This window comes from Natronohydrobacter thiooxidans (assembly GCF_001884735.1).
In the GTDB taxonomy this organism is placed as follows: domain Bacteria; phylum Pseudomonadota; class Alphaproteobacteria; order Rhodobacterales; family Rhodobacteraceae; genus Roseinatronobacter; species Roseinatronobacter thiooxidans_A.
Genome location: NZ_MJAP01000012.1, coordinates 246,015 through 261,263, shown reverse-complemented (window position 1 = coordinate 261,263; position 15,249 = coordinate 246,015). Strand labels below are relative to the sequence as shown.

General features: G+C 62.0%; 13 protein-coding genes and 1 riboswitch. Of the genes, 5 read left to right on the top strand and 8 right to left on the bottom strand.

Features of this window, described 5'->3' with window-relative positions; genetic code table 11:
* Window positions 1–326: 326 nt before the first annotated feature.
* The gene (locus BG457_RS09015; RefSeq protein ID WP_071796763.1) at window positions 327–698 is read right to left on the bottom strand and encodes a hypothetical protein; all 372 of its coding nucleotides are present in this window, start codon (window positions 696–698) and stop codon (window positions 327–329) included.
* 503 nt (window positions 699–1,201) lie between these two features.
* On the opposite strand from BG457_RS09015, the gene BG457_RS09010 reads away from it, so the two are divergent.
* Window positions 1,202–3,400 carry an OmpA family protein gene (locus BG457_RS09010; RefSeq protein ID WP_084657559.1) on the top strand — a complete coding sequence of 733 codons (2,199 nt, stop codon included), beginning with the start codon at window positions 1,202–1,204 and terminating at the stop codon, window positions 3,398–3,400.
* Between the two features lie 137 nt (window positions 3,401–3,537).
* Here the strand turns inward: BG457_RS09010 and thiC are convergent, their stop codons facing one another.
* Both thiC and BG457_RS09000 read right to left on the bottom strand, forming a co-directional pair.
* A complete protein-coding gene (gene thiC / locus BG457_RS09005) occupies window positions 3,538–5,304 on the bottom strand; it encodes a phosphomethylpyrimidine synthase ThiC (RefSeq protein ID WP_071796870.1) in 1,767 nt (588 codons plus the stop codon).
* A gap of 88 nt (window positions 5,305–5,392) precedes the next feature.
* A riboswitch (TPP riboswitch) is annotated at window positions 5,393–5,512 on the bottom strand.
* Between the two features lie 156 nt (window positions 5,513–5,668).
* On the bottom strand, window positions 5,669–6,235 hold the full coding sequence (locus BG457_RS09000) for an Lrp/AsnC ligand binding domain-containing protein (RefSeq protein ID WP_245770964.1): 567 nt from the start codon (window positions 6,233–6,235) through the stop codon (window positions 5,669–5,671).
* A gap of 46 nt (window positions 6,236–6,281) precedes the next feature.
* On the opposite strand from BG457_RS09000, the gene BG457_RS08995 reads away from it, so the two are divergent.
* On the top strand, window positions 6,282–7,301 hold the full coding sequence (locus BG457_RS08995) for a 1-aminocyclopropane-1-carboxylate deaminase (protein WP_071796758.1): 1,020 nt from the start codon (window positions 6,282–6,284) through the stop codon (window positions 7,299–7,301).
* Between the two features lie 106 nt (window positions 7,302–7,407).
* Here the strand turns inward: BG457_RS08995 and BG457_RS08990 are convergent, their stop codons facing one another.
* From BG457_RS08990 to BG457_RS08970, 5 genes are all read right to left on the bottom strand, one after another.
* Window positions 7,408–8,379: a DctP family TRAP transporter solute-binding subunit gene (locus BG457_RS08990; RefSeq protein ID WP_071796756.1), complete on the bottom strand. Its 972-nt coding sequence runs from the start codon at window positions 8,377–8,379 to the stop codon at window positions 7,408–7,410.
* 20 nt (window positions 8,380–8,399) lie between these two features.
* The gene (locus tag BG457_RS08985) at window positions 8,400–9,680 is read right to left on the bottom strand and encodes a TRAP transporter large permease subunit (RefSeq protein WP_071796754.1); all 1,281 of its coding nucleotides are present in this window, start codon (window positions 9,678–9,680) and stop codon (window positions 8,400–8,402) included.
* Window positions 9,677–10,171: a TRAP transporter small permease gene (locus BG457_RS08980; RefSeq protein WP_071796752.1), complete on the bottom strand. Its 495-nt coding sequence runs from the start codon at window positions 10,169–10,171 to the stop codon at window positions 9,677–9,679. The genes BG457_RS08985 and BG457_RS08980 overlap by 4 nt, the downstream gene beginning before the upstream one ends.
* 158 nt (window positions 10,172–10,329) lie before the next feature.
* On the bottom strand, window positions 10,330–11,367 hold the full coding sequence (locus BG457_RS08975; RefSeq protein WP_071796750.1) for an L-idonate 5-dehydrogenase: 1,038 nt from the start codon (window positions 11,365–11,367) through the stop codon (window positions 10,330–10,332).
* Window positions 11,364–12,314: a 2-hydroxyacid dehydrogenase gene (locus BG457_RS08970; RefSeq protein WP_071796748.1), complete on the bottom strand. Its 951-nt coding sequence runs from the start codon at window positions 12,312–12,314 to the stop codon at window positions 11,364–11,366. The genes BG457_RS08975 and BG457_RS08970 overlap by 4 nt, the downstream gene beginning before the upstream one ends.
* 121 nt (window positions 12,315–12,435) lie before the next feature.
* Here BG457_RS08970 and BG457_RS08965 point away from each other — a divergent pair, with 121 nt between their 5' ends.
* The 3 genes from BG457_RS08965 to BG457_RS08955 are packed head-to-tail and all read left to right on the top strand — an operon-like array spanning window position 12,436 to window position 15,162.
* The gene (locus tag BG457_RS08965; protein ID WP_071796745.1) at window positions 12,436–13,191 is read left to right on the top strand and encodes an SDR family oxidoreductase; all 756 of its coding nucleotides are present in this window, start codon (window positions 12,436–12,438) and stop codon (window positions 13,189–13,191) included.
* Window positions 13,192–13,208: 17 nt separating this feature from the next.
* Window positions 13,209–14,111, top strand: a complete 903-nt coding sequence (locus BG457_RS08960) for an NAD(P)-dependent oxidoreductase (protein WP_071796743.1) — start codon at window positions 13,209–13,211, stop codon at window positions 14,109–14,111.
* Between the two features lie 34 nt (window positions 14,112–14,145).
* Window positions 14,146–15,162, top strand: a complete 1,017-nt coding sequence (locus BG457_RS08955; RefSeq protein ID WP_071796741.1) for a LacI family DNA-binding transcriptional regulator — start codon at window positions 14,146–14,148, stop codon at window positions 15,160–15,162.
* The last annotated feature ends 87 nt before the right edge of the window (window positions 15,163–15,249 follow it).

Below are 15,249 nucleotides of genomic sequence, written 5' to 3'. Positions count from 1 at the left end.
TATCGGAGTCAGAGCAGCATCGGGCCGGGTCCTGCGTACATCGCGCGCATGAGGGGCCGGAGATTCTCGATCTGGCCTTCGCATGACGGCTGCTTCAAGGGAGTTCTGCTGCGGCAAGAACCGGTGCAAATCCCACCCATCTGCCTGCGCAACGGACATGCCACTTTCTCTGGAAGGCCAAAGGATGTCTCATGAGATGCGTTTGGGCCCCCTGCTCCACGCTTCTATGCTCGCGGGGCAGCTGAGTTTGTCCTCGCAGATGCTCGGGACTTCACCCATTATCCGGCATGCCGGGGCGGATATCTGCGAAAAAGACCTCGCTGAAGTCATCTCTCGGGCAGATCATCGTCAGGGAGCACGCCGCCAGTGTCTGACGCATCTTCGTCCGAGAGGCGGATGTCCTCTGCGGTCTTGGGCTTGTTGGCCAGCTCAGGATCGGGGTGGGTCATTTCTTCCCCTTGGTCGCGCAGGGTAGGAAATTCCCCAAGGTTGCTCTGGATGGACGCTTCCTCGACGATCGGGCGCGCATCCTCCGCAGGCTTGCGCGTCGGAGGACCGACCTCTTCAAGCGCCACCAGTTCACGCGCCTGTTCGATGAATTTCTTATGCCCCCCGTCAGGACTACCGGCTTCGGACCACAAACGGGCCGCCCTGGCTTCTACGCGGGCCTCGAAAGCTTTGAATTCCTCACGATCCATGGGGCACCTTACTTCCATAAATAACAACTGATTCGGTAAGATAACGCGCCTCCCAGCCAAAATGTTCCGGCGATGTGCCGTGGTTTTCCCATTGCGTCCTTCTCGCAAACGCCAACGAAGCACAGGACGAGGGAGCAATCGACCTTGAACCAATTTTCTTTGCGTAGTGTGGTTCCTCATGCAGCGACGCAGCTTCCTCAAGCACAGCCCGCCCCGGCAACTGTCCGGCATCACTCTGGGCCGCGCATTCAGTAAAACTATGCGTTATCCGGGCGAAAAACGCTTGATCCCAGGGGCGCGCAAGGGAACTCTGCGGTTATGCGACAGGATACCCAGGAGGATCAGTTGGAACCTCAGCGGCTTCACAAGCGTTATCGCTTTGGAAATTCCCAGTGCCGGACCCGGCTGACATTCAGTAATGCCCATTTTGCGGGCATTGAACCGATGGTAATACGCTGTCAGCCCAGACCTGCGTCCGACAGGATTGATCGAAGGAGCACCAGATGACACGGCCCGGCCTTTACGCAACAACCGCCATCAGTCTGTATCTGTCATCGCATGCCGGCATGAGTATGGCGCAGATTTCCGAACTGACCTCGGACGAGCTTTCCGTTTTCGCGCCAGCGGTGCAGGAGTGTTTCGACTCTCCTGACGCTGCTGAAGCCTGCCTGCCGCTGCGTGCCCTGATCGCGGAATGCGCCATCGATCTCTCGGACGCAGAGTGCGACACTCTGCTTTCAGACAGTGCTGCGCTGAGCGATGATCCCGAGATGCAGGCGCGCGCGCAGCAGGCCCTGATGGAACTGGACGATACGCTGCAGTTTCTGGAGGCTGATCTTCAGCCTGACCTGGCCGAGGGCGTTGACCCGGCCGGGGCTGAAGAACCCGTTTCAGAGGCCGGGCAACCCGATGACGAGGCGGAGGAACCGGAAGCAGCGCCGGAGGAACTGCCCGAGCCTGAAGTCGAGGCAGAGTCCGAAGCTGCGGATCCGGAAACGACGGACGAAGGCGAGACGGTCGCTGATGAAGAAGACACAGCGCTTGACCGGCTGGGCCGCGCACTTGAGGAAATGACGCAGGAGGAGGAGCCGGACGCTGAACCTTCGTCAGAGGAAGCGCGGGATGCGCCGGATGAGGAGGTGGTGCCTGCGCCGGAAGAACTGACCGAGCATGAAGACGCAACAGTGTCGGAACCTGCCGACCCGGAAACCACCGATGGCGAGACCGCACCGGATGAAGAAGGCACAGTGCTTGACCGTCTGGGTCGCGCACTTGAGGAAATTACCCGGGCAGAGGAACCTGCCCCCGCTGAATCGCCCGCGGCAGAGGATGAAACCGCCGAACCGAGTGCCGAAGAGATCGAGGCAGAGCGCGCCATGGAAGAAGAGCGCCAGCGCATGATCCGCGAGGCCGAGGAGATGGCGGATGAAGCCCCGGAACTGATTGTCGAGGATGTGCCGGAAGAAGAGGTTGTTGCCCCGGCTGAAGCGCCGCGCGAATTGGATCCAGCGCAGCAGGCCGCGATCGAGGAGTTGATGCAGTCCCCTGATGTCTCCTCTGCAATAGGTGTTCTGGGGGCAATGCTGGGTGTTTCGCCGGAAACCACGACCCCCGAAGACGAGGTTGACACCCGCCCGCTCGCCGCGCGCCTGCCGGATGACGCGGACGAGGACAGCCCGCAGGTGGAAAGCGATGATGTGATCGAGGAGCAGATCACGCGCGACCAGGTCCGGACCAGCCGCGATGATTTCGACTCACGCCTGACGCTGGATGCCGATGCCGATGCCCAGGCACGCGCGGACCGGCGCGCGCGCGACCGGCGCGATCTTGAACGCGCAGGGCTGGCGGCACTGGGTGCGCTGGCTGTCGGTATGGTCATCAATCAGAACCGCGTGGTTGCGCGCTCGGACGAGCGCGTGGTGGTCGATCAGGGAGACGGTGCGCTGGACCTGTGGCGCGACGATGATGCGATCCTGTTGCAGGATGGCTCGACCCGCCGGATCGAACGCTATGACGATGGCTCCACCCGGACGCGCTGGATGCGCACCGATGGCACCGAAACCATCACCATCCGCGACGCCACCGGCCGCGTCCTGCGCCGCGAGCGTGTGCTCGCCGACGGCACCATTGTGCTACTGCTGGACGATACGCGACCGGTCGAGGTGATCGATGTGTCGGTCCTTCCGCCTCCGCGCACGCGTGAATTGCGCATCAGCCCGCGCTCGGACCCGGAACTGGCACTCGCCATGTTGCGCGAGGCCGAGGCCGAGGCCCGCGCCCTGGATCGCCGCTTCTCGCTGCGCCAGATCCGCGAATCGCGCGAGGTGCGGGAACTCGTGCCCCTGCTGAGCCCCGACCTGATCACATTCGAGACCAACCGCGCCAATGTGCGACCCGAAGAAGCCGCGAAACTGCTGCAGGTCGGGCGCCTCATGGAGCGGCTGATCAGCGAGGATCCGCGCGAACTTTTCCTGATAGAAGGGCACACTGACGCAACAGGACCAGCGGCGTTCAATCTGGCCCTGTCCGACCGGCGTGCGGAATCGGTGGCCATTGCCCTGACCGAGTTCTTCGACATCCCGCCCGAGAACCTGATCGTGCAGGGCTATGGGAAACGGTATCTGCGAATCCCGACACTGGAGGCCGAAGTGCGCAATCGCAGAGTTGCAATTCGCCGGATCACGCCGCTTCTGTGGGAGTAGCGCATAGCGTCGGGCAGACCGCAGGCCGCCTCTCCTGACTGGATCCCGTCAGGAGAGGCGCGCCCTCGTTCATCGGATATCTGGTCCCCCAGCCTGATGGTGCGCCCTTTCAATGGACTGAAAGGGCGCACTCTCTCTCAGCGGTGTTCTGTCGTTTCAACCGCCTGCGCTTGGCTGTGGGCAGCGTCACGAATGTCATGGCTGATCTTCATCGAGCAGAATTTCGGCCCGCACATGGAGCAGAAATGCGCAAGCTTGTGGGCCTCTTTGGGAAGGGTCTGATCATGAAAGGATCGCGCGGTGTCGGGATCAAGCGACAGATTGAACTGATCCTCCCAGCGGAACTCAAAACGGGCGCGCGACAGCGCATCATCCCGGATTCTGGCGGCAGGGTGGCCTTTTGCCAGATCGGCGGCATGCGCCGCGATCTTGTAAGTGATCACACCGGTTTTCACGTCGTCCCGGTCAGGAAGGCCCAGATGCTCCTTGGGGGTGACGTAGCACAGCATCGCCGTGCCGAACCAACCGATCATTGCCGCGCCGATGCCCGAGGTGATGTGATCATAGCCCGGCGCAATGTCTGTAGTTAGCGGCCCGAGCGTGTAGAATGGCGCTTCGCCACAGACCTCTAGCTGTTTGTCCATATTCTCCTTGATCTTGTGCATCGGCACATGGCCTGGGCCTTCGATCATGACCTGACAATCATGCTTCCAAGCGATTTGCGTCAGCTCGCCCAGCGTTTCCAGTTCCGCGAATTGCGCGGCGTCATTGGCATCGGCGATTGATCCCGGACGCAAACCATCGCCCAGACTGAAACTGACATCATAGGCCCGCATGATCTCGCAGATCTCGGTGAAATGCTCGTAAAGGAAGCTCTCGCGGTGGTGATGCAGGCACCATTTGGCCATGATCGAGCCGCCCCGGCTGACAATCCCGGTCACCCGGTCCACGGTCAGAGGGATATGCCGCAGCCGCACGCCCGCATGGATGGTGAAATAATCCACGCCTTGCTCCGCCTGTTCGATCAGCGTGTCGCGGAAGATCTCCCATGTCAGATCTTCGGCAACGCCGCCCACCTTTTCCAGCGCCTGATAGATCGGGACGGTGCCGATGGGGACAGGCGCGTTGCGGATGATCCATTCGCGGATATTGTGAATATTGCGCCCCGTCGACAGGTCCATGACCGTATCGGCGCCCCAACGGATCGCCCAGACCATTTTCTCGACCTCTTCCGCCATCGAGGAGGTGACTGCGGAATTGCCGATATTGGCATTGATCTTGACCAGAAAATTCCGCCCGATGGCCATGGGTTCCAGTTCGGGGTGGTTGATATTGGCCGGGATGACCGCGCGCCCGCACGCCACCTCATCGCGCACGAATTCCGGGGTCACGAAATCGGGTATGGCCGCGCCGAAGCTCTCGCCGTCGCGCACCAGCTTTTCCCGGATGGCCTTGCGGCCAAGGTTTTCGCGGATCGCCACGAATTCCATCTCCGGCGTGATGATCCCGGCGCGGGCATAGGCAATCTGGCTGACCGATTTTCCCGGTTTTGCCCGCAGCGGGCGATGTTGGGCGGGGAATTCCGGTGTCAGCCTGTCTGCCGAGACGAACCCGTTATCCGCCGGTTGCACCGGGCGGGGCGCGCAGATTTCGGTATCGCCGCGCGCCGCCAGCCAGCTTTCGCGCAGACGCGGCAAGCCGCGCTCGATGGCGATTTCGGCATTGTCATCCGTGTAAGGGCCGGAAGAGTCGTAGACCGTAACCGGCGGTTCCCCGGCACTTGGATGCAGGGCGATCTCGCGCATCGGCACGCGCAGGTCGGGATATAGCGCGCCGGAACGGAACACTTTGGTCGATGCGGGCAGCGGTCCGGTCGTGACTTTGGGTGTGGGTGTATCTTTCATGTCAGGCTCCTTGCCTTGCGAGCAGTGGAGACCCAGCATGCTGGAAGGGGGAATGAATGCGCACCGAAAGCTTGACTATTGGCCGTCCGGCAGAGCATCCGCACCGTCCCTACGCCAGTATGAACTGGATCAGGTTCATAGGGTCCCTGCGCTGCCTTGCGGCCCAGCAGTATCTCAGCTCCTTGACGGAACCCCCCTGGTGGAATGGTCATTCTGCGGGCAAGGTTTGCAGATGTCAACGGAAGCGGAACAGTCAGGTGATCAGCGGGCCCCGCAGCGCTGAGTGGGACGCAGGATGGTTCCCAGAGGGGCATATATGCGCCCCCCCCTGCCCTTCCGACCGAGACCAAAGCCCGGTCGCATGTCAGAACTTCAGCGGGGCATTTTCCTTGATCTCCTTGAGCACGAAAAAGGTTCTGATCTGGCGCACGCCAGGCAGCGCGATCAGCATCTTGGTGTGCATCTTGTTGAAATCCTTCATCTCCTTGACGCGGATTTTCAGAAGATAGTCGAAATCCCCGGCGACAAGGTGGCAATCAAGCAGCTCTGTCATCCCGTCCACGGCTTTCTCAAAGGCCGCGAAGCTTTCGGGTGTTGAACGGTCAAGCACGACACCGACCATGACCAGAGTGCCCAAATCCACCGAAGCGGGGTTCACTTGTCCCCTTACCGTGGTGATGTGACCCGCCTCGAACAGCGCCTGCGTGCGGCGATGGCAGGTTGCAGGGCTTACATTCACGGCTTTCGCAAGCTCTGCATTCGTCAGGCGGCCATCTTCCTGAAGATGGCGCAGGATGTTGCGGTCGATTCGGCTCAGGTCGGTCATGGAAGATTCTTTCATTTTTCTGCATGATATGTCTGAAATTCCAAACATCAACGCTACCGGATCGTGCAAACCGGAAATATGCACAACAGGTTTGAAAACACCCATCACAGCTTTGCTGCTAGCATCCCGGTGGCAACACAGGAGACGGCCCATGTCATTGCTCGACAAATTTGAACGCTACCCGCTGACTTTCGGCAAGACCGCCATTGAACATCTGCCCCGGCTGACAGAGGCGGTGGGCGCTGGCGTCGAGTTCTACGCCAAGCGCGAGGATTGCAATTCCGGGCTGGCCTTTGGCGGCAACAAGCTGCGCAAGCTGGAATATATTGTGCCCGATGCCATTGCCTCCGGGGCGGATACGCTGGTGTCCATCGGCGGAGTGCAGTCCAACCACACGCGGATGGTTGCAGCGACAGCGGCCAAGATCGGCATGAAAGCTGTGGTGATTCAGGAAAAATGGGTGCCGCATTACGATGCCGTCTATGACCGCGTCGGCAACATCATGTTGACCCGCCTGATGGGGGCAGACAGCCGCCTTGTCGAAGAGGGGTTTGACATCGGTATCCGCAAGAGCTGGGAAGATGCGATCCAGTCGGTCAAGAACGCAGGCGGCAAGCCTTATGCAATTCCGGCGGGCGCATCGGTGCATAAATTTGGCGGGCTTGGCTATGTCGGCTTTGCCGAAGAAGTGGCCGAGCAGGAGGCGGAGCTTGGTTTCAAGTTCGACTATATCGTGGTTTGCGTTGTCACCGGGTCGACTCAGGGCGGGATGATCGTCGGCTTTGCCGCGCAGGATCGCGCCGACCGGGTGATCGGGATCGACGCCTCGGGCACGGTCGAGCAGACCCGCGCGCAGCTGCGCGAGATCGTGGACAATACAGCCGATCTCGTGGGGCTTGGCCGCAAGATCCGCGAGGATGAGATCCACATCAACCCGGACTATGCCTATCCGGCCTATGGTGTGCCCTCGGAAGAAACCAATGACGCGATCCGCCTTGCTGCGAAGACCGAGGCGATGATCACCGATCCGGTTTATGAGGGCAAATCCATGCAGGGGATGATTGATCTGGCCAAAAAGGGTTTCTTCCCGAAAGGGTCGCGGGTGCTCTATGCCCATCTGGGCGGGGCGCCCGCGCTGAACGGCTACAGCTACTATTACAAGGACGGCTGAATCATCGGGTCCGGGCAACCCCGCCACTGCCACCACGCTCGCGCCAAAACAAAACCCCCGGCCAATGGCCGGGAGTTCCGCGTCAGTGACACAGGGCCGCGCGCGACTATTGCAGCGCGAGGATCGCCTTCACTTCGGCATCGCCATTATCCGCGATGAAGGCGTCCCAGACCGAGGTCACAGCCGCCTGAAAGGCCGCCGCGTCGATGTCGGAATTGACCTCCATGCCGCGCGCTTCCAGCTCTGCGACCATCGCGGCCTCATTGTCGGCGGCCAGCGCGCGCTGCATGGCAACGGCCTCGGCAGCGGCTTCCATGATTGCGGTCTGCTCGCTCTCGCTCAATCCATTGAAGCGGTTCGCGTTCATCATGAAGCCAAGCGCCGAATAGGCGTGGTTGGTCAGCGTCAGATAGCGCTGCACCTCGTCATAGCGGAAGGACAGCACAATCGCGACCGGGTGATCCTGCGCATTGACGACGCCGGTTTCCAGCGCGGTATACAGCTCGGCAATCGGCAGTTGCAGCGGATTGGCACCAAGGGCTGCAAACATGTCATTGAGCGCGCGCGAATTGTTGGTGCGCATGTTGATGCCCGACAGATCATCCGGCACCCGGATCGGGCCACGGCTGTTGGTCATCGTGCGGAAGCCGTTTTCGGGAAAGCCCAGTACCTTCAGCCCATGTTCCGAGAACCGTTCAGCGACGCCCTGACCAACCTCGCCATCGAGCGCGGCATAGGCATCGGCGCGGCTGGGGAACATGAAGGGCAGTTCAAACACGCCCGCAACCGGCACCAGACCGGTGAAGTTGTTCAGCCCCACCAGCACGATATCGACGATCCCCGAGCGCGTGCCATCGATCATGGCGCCGTCATTGCCAAGCTGGCCCTGCGGAAAGATCTGCACATTGACCGAGCCGCCGGTACGCTCGGCGACCTGATCGGCGAAGAATGTGGCCATCTGGTGTTGCAGATCGCCCTCGGGCACAGGATGCGCGAAACGCAGAGTTGTTTGCGCCTGCGCCGACAGCGCGGCCAGTGCAAAGGCCGAAGCAAGCCCCAGTGTTTTCATCAGTTTCATGGTGGTTCCTCCCAGTTATGTTAGCCGCCGAGAATCCGGGCGGGGGTCGTGATGATCTGTGGAAATGCGATGAACAGGCCCAGAAGCCCGACATAGGCCAGGATGAAGGGCGCAACGCCTTTCACGGCGACGCTCAGTTTGACCCGGCTGACGCCGCAGACAACATTCAGCACCGTGCCCACAGGTGGCGTGAGCAGCCCGATGGAACAGTTCAGAATGAACATCAGCCCGAAATAGACCGGATCGATCCCCGCCATCAGGACGACGGGCATCAGAAGCGGCGTCAGGATCAGCACGGTCGGGGCCAGATCCATGACCATGCCGACCAGCAGAACCAGAATCATGATCGTCAGCATCAACAGGCGCGGGCTGGCCACCAGCGGACCCAGCAGAACGGCCAGTTGCTGCGGAAGCTGTGCGATCGTGATCATCCAGGCCGCAACCATGGCCGCGCCGACAAGGAACATCACCATCGCGGTGGCGCGCGCGGCGGCGACCAGCGCATGATAGAGTTCGCGCAGGCTGAGTTCGCGGTAAATGACGGTCGAGACGAGGATGGCATAGACAGCGGCGACCACGGCAGCCTCGGTCGGCGTGAAGGCCCCGGTGCGGATACCGCCGATGATGATGACGGGCATCAGCAGCGCCCAGACACCTTCTTTCAGGGCCGTGCGACGTTCCGCCTTGCTGGCTTTGGGCAGGGTTTCCAGATCCTCGCCCCGGATCACCAGCGACCAGACCACCATCAGCGTCAGCCCCATCACGAGACCGGGAAAGATGCCCGCGAGAAACAGCTTCGCAATCGAGATATTGCCCGCCACCCCGATCAGGATCAGCGGCAGCGAGGGCGGGATAATCGGCGCGATGATGCCCCCCGACGCCAGCAGGCCAAGGCTGCGGCCCTCGGGATAGCCAGCATTGCGCATCATCGGATAGAGAATCGAGACCAGCGCCGCCGCATCGGCCACGGCGGAACCGGACAGACCTGCAAGCAGGATCGCCGTCAGGATCGCGACATAGCCCAGGCCCCCGCGTTTATGGCCGACCAGCGCCATTGCGAGGCGCACAATGCGTTTCGAGAGGCCGCCGCGCGACATGACCTCGCCCGCGACCAGAAAGAACGGAATCGCCAGAAGCGGGAAGCTGTCCACGCCATTGATCAACGCCTGCGCCAGAATGTCGGAGCTGAAGAAATTCAGCTGCACCATCAGCGCAACCGCCGCCAGGAGCAGCGCAAAAGCCACGGGCAGCCCTGCAAGAATGGCGATCATCAGCACAGCGAGGAAGAGCAAGAGCGTCACAGCCGGTCCTCATCGATATCCAGCCAGCGGCTGACCCCCATCGGATTTATCAGCCGGATGACCGCAATCACGCCCATCAGCCCGGCAGAGATCGTGCCCGCCAGATAGAACAGCGCGGAGGGCAGACCGGTCAGTTGCGAGATATTGTTCCAGTTCGCATTGGTCTGTTTCAACGCGCCCTGAAAAAGCATGATCACGGCGCCGATCACGATGAGCCAGCACAGGCGACGCAACCACGGCACCGCGCGCGGGAAAAGCGCCTCGGAAAACTCGGTCAGGGCCAGATGCTCGCCCCGGCGCAGGGTCACAGCCGCACCCAGCATCACCACCCAGACGAACCAGAGCCGCGCCAGCTCGACCGATTGGCGAATGCTTGAAGCAAAGCCGTAGCGCAGCACGACATTGGTAAAGACCAGCACGATCATTGCCGCCAGAAGCAGCGCCATGAGCGCATCGATACTTTTCCAGAATATCCGGACAAGCCGCAACATTCCTGCTTTCCTCCCCAGAAGCGCAATGTGCTGTGGTGTCATTCGAGGCGATGATATGATAACGATAACATCGCCGCAAGAAAAAACTTCACCCGCCTATGACTACGCCCCTTCTGCCAGTGTTACCGACCCGAGCCGATCCGGTGGATCAGCGCATTTCAGTCTTGCGCGAAGATGATCTGCGCCTTCATCGCGCGGCTGCGGTCAGAGGCGATGCGAAACGCTGCCTCGGCCTCAGACAGCGGCAGGCTTTGCGTGATCAGCGGCGCCACATCGATCAGCCCCTTGCGCATCAGCTCGACCCCGGTCGCAAATTCCGCGTGGAACCGGAACGATCCGCGCAGCTCCAGTTCCTTGGCAGTGATCGCGGTCATGGGCAGGGTCATGTCCCCGCCAAGCCCAAGCTGCAGGATCACACCGCGCGGGCGCAGCGCGGCAATCCCCTGCCCCAGCGCGCTGGCCACGCCGGTGCATTCATAGAGCACATCGAAATACCCTTTCTGACCGGCATATTCCGCCAGCCCGTCGGGCTCATCCGCCATATTCACCACCCGGTCCGCGCCGCAAAGCTGCGCCATCGACAGGGTGAAATCCGACAGGTCGGTTGCGACAATCTCTGCCGCGCCCGCGCGCCGGGCGCACAGGATGGCCAGCGCCCCGATCGGCCCGCATCCCGTGACCAGCACGCGCTTGCCCATCATCTGCCCTGCCCGGCTTGTGGCATGCAGAACGACGGCCAGCGGCTCTGCCATCGCAGCCACGCCCGGCGCAAGCCCGGTCGCATCGACGCATTGCGCCGCGTCTGCGATCAGTTCCTCGCGAAAGGCGCCCTGAATATGCGGGAAAGGCATGGCCGAGCCATAGAAACGCATGTTCAGACAGTGATTTGGCAGTCCCTCCTGACAATAGCGACACGCCCCGCAGGGCCGGCTGGGCGAGACCGCGACCAATTGGCCCTCGGTAAAGCCGGTCACACCGGGGCCCAGTTCGACCACATGGGCAGAGACCTCATGCCCAAGGATCATCGGCTCGCGCAGCCGCACCGCGCCAAAGCCGCCATGGGTGTAGTAATGCAGATCCGAACCGCAAATGCCGCCCCGCGCCAGCCGCAACCGGATCTCGCCATAGCCCAAAACCTCGGGCGCGACGTCTTCCAGACGCAGATCCCCTGCGGCGTGAATGACCAGCGCCCTCATGCGATCACCGGGGTCAGAAGCGGCTGACCTGCAAAATGCGCGGCCAGATTGTCGCGCATCAACTGGCCCATCGCGCGCCGGGTCTCATAGGTGCCGCTGGCATGATGCGGCTGCAACAGGACATTGCGCAGCTTCGTGAAGCGCGGGTCGAGCGCGGGCTCGCCTTCGAACACATCCAGCGCCGCGCCGCGCAGCCGCCCTTGTTCCAGCGCATCGAGGAGCGCGTCCTCGTCGATATTCTGCGCACGCGAGATATTGATCAGCAGCCCTTCGGACCCCAGCGCCCTGAGCACATCCGCATTGACGATATGCCGGGTCTCGGCGGTCGCGGCGAGGGTCACGAACAGCACATCGGACCATTCGGCGAGTTCTGCGGCATCGGGGATATAGGTCCAGTTCTCACAACCTTCGCGCGGGCTACGCGCGGAATAGGCAATCTGCATGCCGAAGCCTTCCAACCGCCGCGCAACACCCATGCCGATCCGGCCCAGCCCCAGCACACCCGCGCGTTTGCCACTGGCGCGGTGCGTCAGCGCAAAGCCGCCCTTGGTGGCCCAGTCGCCCGAGCGTGCCCAGGCTTCGGCCCCCACAATCCCGCGCGACAGCGCCAGCCACATCCCGAGCGCCAGATCGGCGCAATCATCGGTCAGCACATCCGGCGTGTTGGTCACGGCAATCCCACGCGCCTTGCAAGCCGCGATATCAACCGCGTCATACCCGACCCCATAGACCGAAATCACTTCCAATGCCGGGCAGGCGGCAATTATCTGCGCATTCGCGCCCAGATCGCCGCGCGTGGCAATGGCGCGCACGCCCGGCCCGACCTCGGCCAGAAACGCAGCCTTGTCCTGCGCCTCGAAATAGCGATGCATTGTATAGGCCGCGCGCAGCGGGGTTTCATCCCATTCGGGCAGCGCGCCCATTTGCAGTACCTGCGGCTGTGTCATGCCTCCCCCGGCCTCCGTTTCACCACCATTGGGTGTTGACTTATATGATAACGTTAACATACACAGGCAAATGACAGCTTGTCCAGCCGAAAACAAGCACCATCCCATATTGGAGGCGCGAATGGCGTATCCCCATTTTAATCTTGACGGAAAGCGCGCGCTGATCACCGGCTCATCGCAGGGGATCGGCATGGCGCTGGCGCAGGGTCTGGCTGCGGCCGGGGCGCAGATCGTGCTGAACGGGCGCGACCCTTTGAAGCTCGATGCCGCAAGGGCACAGATCCCCGGCGCGCGGACGCTGGCATTCGATGTCACCGATCATCAGGCCGCGCGCACGGCGATTGACGGTTTCGAGGGCACAGAAGGCGCCATCGACATTCTGGTCAATAATGCAGGCATGCAATACCGCACCCCGCTAGAGGATTACCCCGCCGCGATGTTCGAGCAGCTGTTGCAGACCAATATCGCGAGTGTCTTTCATGTCGGGCAGGCCGTGGCGCGCCATATGATCGCGCGGCGGCGCGGGCGCATCATCAATATTGCCAGTGTCCAGACTCTGCTGGCCCGCCCCGGCATTGCCCCCTACACTGCCACCAAAGGCGCTGTCGCCAATCTGACCAAGGGCATGGCGACGGACTGGGCACAATACGGGCTGAACTGCAACGCGATCGCACCGGGATATTTCGACACGCCGCTGAACGCAGCCCTTGTCGCCGATCCCGAATTCTCGCGCTGGCTGGAGAAACGCACCCCTGCCGGGCGCTGGGGCAAGGTCGAGGAATTGCAGGGGGCCTGCATTTTCCTGGCGTCGGATGCCGCCAGCTTCGTCAACGGCCACACGCTTTTCGTGGATGGTGGCATCACCGCAGCGCTCTAGATCAATTGGGGGGTAACATGTCGGAACAGGTGGCGCTTATTGGGGCTGGCGCGATGGGCGGGGCCATCGGCCTGCGGCTGCTGGACACTGGCACAAAGCTGACGGTCTTCGATCTTGATGAGGCAAAGGTTTCCGCCCTTGTCGCGCGTGGCGCGCGAGCGGCGCGCAGCGCCGCAGATGCAGCGCGGGGGGCAACAGCGATTATCCTCAGCCTCAACTCTGCGCGCATTGTCGAGACCGCCGTTTTCGGCCCTGACGGCGTGGCACAGGGCGCAGCCGCAGGTACTGTGATCATCGACATGTCCTCGATTGACCCGGTTGCCACCCGCGCGCTTGCCGAGAAGGCCCAGGCACAGGATCTTGGCTGGGTGGACAGCCCGCTCTCAGGCGGGATTCCCAAAGCCGCGACTGGAGAGCTGACCCTGATGCAAGGTGGCGCAGAGGCGGATGTTTCCACTGCACAGCGCATCCTGTCGCAGGTGGCGGCGAACCAGACGCATATGGGGCCTGTCGGTGCAGGCCAGACCACCAAGCTGATCAATCAGGTCCTCTGCGGTCTGGGTTTTCTGGCCGTCGCCGAAGCCACCGCTCTGGCCGAGGCCGCAGGGGTGGACGCAACCCGCATCCCGCAGGCGCTGCGCGGAGGGCGGGCGGATTCGGCGCTGCTTCAGGAATATATGCCCCGTTTTGCCGCGCGCGATTACCGGCCTACTGGACGCATTGACAATATGGTCAAGGATCTTGACGGCGCGATAGATATTGCCCGGCTTGGCCAGGTCTCGATGCCGATGACGGCGCTCTGCGCCGAAATCCACCGCATGCTGACAGCCGCCGGGCTCGGCGGCGAAGATCAGGCCGCAGTCATGGAGTATTTCTCTGGCGCCGGTCAGGCGAACCGCAGAGGATCACGGCTGAAATAGTGGAGTTCACATAGTTCTGTGTTTAGGTAGGTGCATGGCGAATCTTCGTAAAGCCCCGACCATGCTGGATGTTGCCCGCGCTGCGGGGGTCTCACCCATGACCGTCAGCCGCGCCTTCAAACCCGGTGCAATGGTCAACGATCAGACCCGCGCGCGCATCCTCGCAGCGGCAGATGAACTGGGCTATGTCTTTGACAGCACTGCATCAAGCCTCAGGTCGCAGAAAACTGATTTTGTCGCCGTCACCATCCCCTCACTCAACAACGCCAATTTCGCCGATACTGTCGGCGCCCTGACCGAAGGGCTCAAGCCGCGCGGTTTGCAGATTCTTCTGGGCTACACCAATTACGATATCATCGAGGAAGAGCGCCTGATCGCGCAATTCATGCGCCGCAAGCCGCAGGCGGTCATCGTCACGGGGGGCCAGCACACGCCGCGCACGCGCGATCTGCTCAGAAACGCCGCGATCCCGATCATCGAGACCTGGGATCTGCCGCAGGATCCGCTGGGCCATGTCGTCGGCTTCTCCAACGCGCAGGCGGTACAGGCGATGGTCGATCATTTCGTAAGCTGCGGGATGACGCGGATCGCGTTTATCGGCGGCGATGCGGATCGCGACACGCGCGGGCTGGATCGGCGGCGCGGCTTCATGGCCGCGATGCAGCGCCACGGGCTGGATGACACGCGCCTGATCGCGGCAGGTCCGCCGCCGATCTCCATGCGCGAAGGTGCCGATTCCATGTGCCAGTTGCTGGACAATGCGCCCGATACGCAGGCCGTGATCTGCGTATCCGACCTGTCGGCTTTCGGCGCGCTCAGCGCCTGCCAGAGACGGGGCGTCGCGGTGCCGGGGCAGATTTCGATTGCAGGCTTTGGAAATTACGAGGTCGGCGATATCTGCGTGCCGTCGATCACGACCATCGACCCGTCACCGCGCCGGATCGGGGAATTATCGGCAGAGCTGCTCAGCGCCGCGCTCGACGGGCGGCTGACGGAGCCTGTATGCCATGAAATCAGTCCCCGGATTTTGCTGCGCGAATCCTCTGTCTGACGGGTTACACCGGCGCGCGTGGTCATCAGACTTGACGAACTGATATCGTTACCATAGGCTTCGTGAAAAGCCCCCCCGGATCAGGAC

What these genes read in the sequence shown, in the direction of transcription:
- BG457_RS09015 (WP_071796763.1), bottom strand. Translation starts at nt 698, where the DNA reads ATGGATCGTGAGGAATTCAAAGCTTTCGAGGCCCGCGTAGAAGCCAGG.
- BG457_RS09010 (WP_084657559.1), top strand. Translation starts at nt 1,202, where the DNA reads ATGACACGGCCCGGCCTTTACGCAACAACCGCCATCAGTCTGTATCTG.
- thiC (WP_071796870.1), bottom strand. Translation starts at nt 5,304, where the DNA reads ATGAAAGATACACCCACACCCAAAGTCACGACCGGACCGCTGCCCGCA.
- BG457_RS09000 (WP_245770964.1), bottom strand. Translation starts at nt 6,235, where the DNA reads ATGGGTGTTTTCAAACCTGTTGTGCATATTTCCGGTTTGCACGATCCG.
- BG457_RS08995 (WP_071796758.1), top strand. Translation starts at nt 6,282, where the DNA reads ATGTCATTGCTCGACAAATTTGAACGCTACCCGCTGACTTTCGGCAAG.
- BG457_RS08990 (WP_071796756.1), bottom strand. Translation starts at nt 8,379, where the DNA reads ATGAAACTGATGAAAACACTGGGGCTTGCTTCGGCCTTTGCACTGGCC.
- BG457_RS08980 (WP_071796752.1), bottom strand. Translation starts at nt 10,171, where the DNA reads ATGTTGCGGCTTGTCCGGATATTCTGGAAAAGTATCGATGCGCTCATG.
- BG457_RS08975 (WP_071796750.1), bottom strand. Translation starts at nt 11,367, where the DNA reads ATGAGGGCGCTGGTCATTCACGCCGCAGGGGATCTGCGTCTGGAAGAC.
- BG457_RS08970 (WP_071796748.1), bottom strand. Translation starts at nt 12,314, where the DNA reads ATGACACAGCCGCAGGTACTGCAAATGGGCGCGCTGCCCGAATGGGAT.
- BG457_RS08965 (WP_071796745.1), top strand. Translation starts at nt 12,436, where the DNA reads ATGGCGTATCCCCATTTTAATCTTGACGGAAAGCGCGCGCTGATCACC.
- BG457_RS08960 (WP_071796743.1), top strand. Translation starts at nt 13,209, where the DNA reads ATGTCGGAACAGGTGGCGCTTATTGGGGCTGGCGCGATGGGCGGGGCC.
- BG457_RS08955 (WP_071796741.1), top strand. Translation starts at nt 14,146, where the DNA reads ATGGCGAATCTTCGTAAAGCCCCGACCATGCTGGATGTTGCCCGCGCT.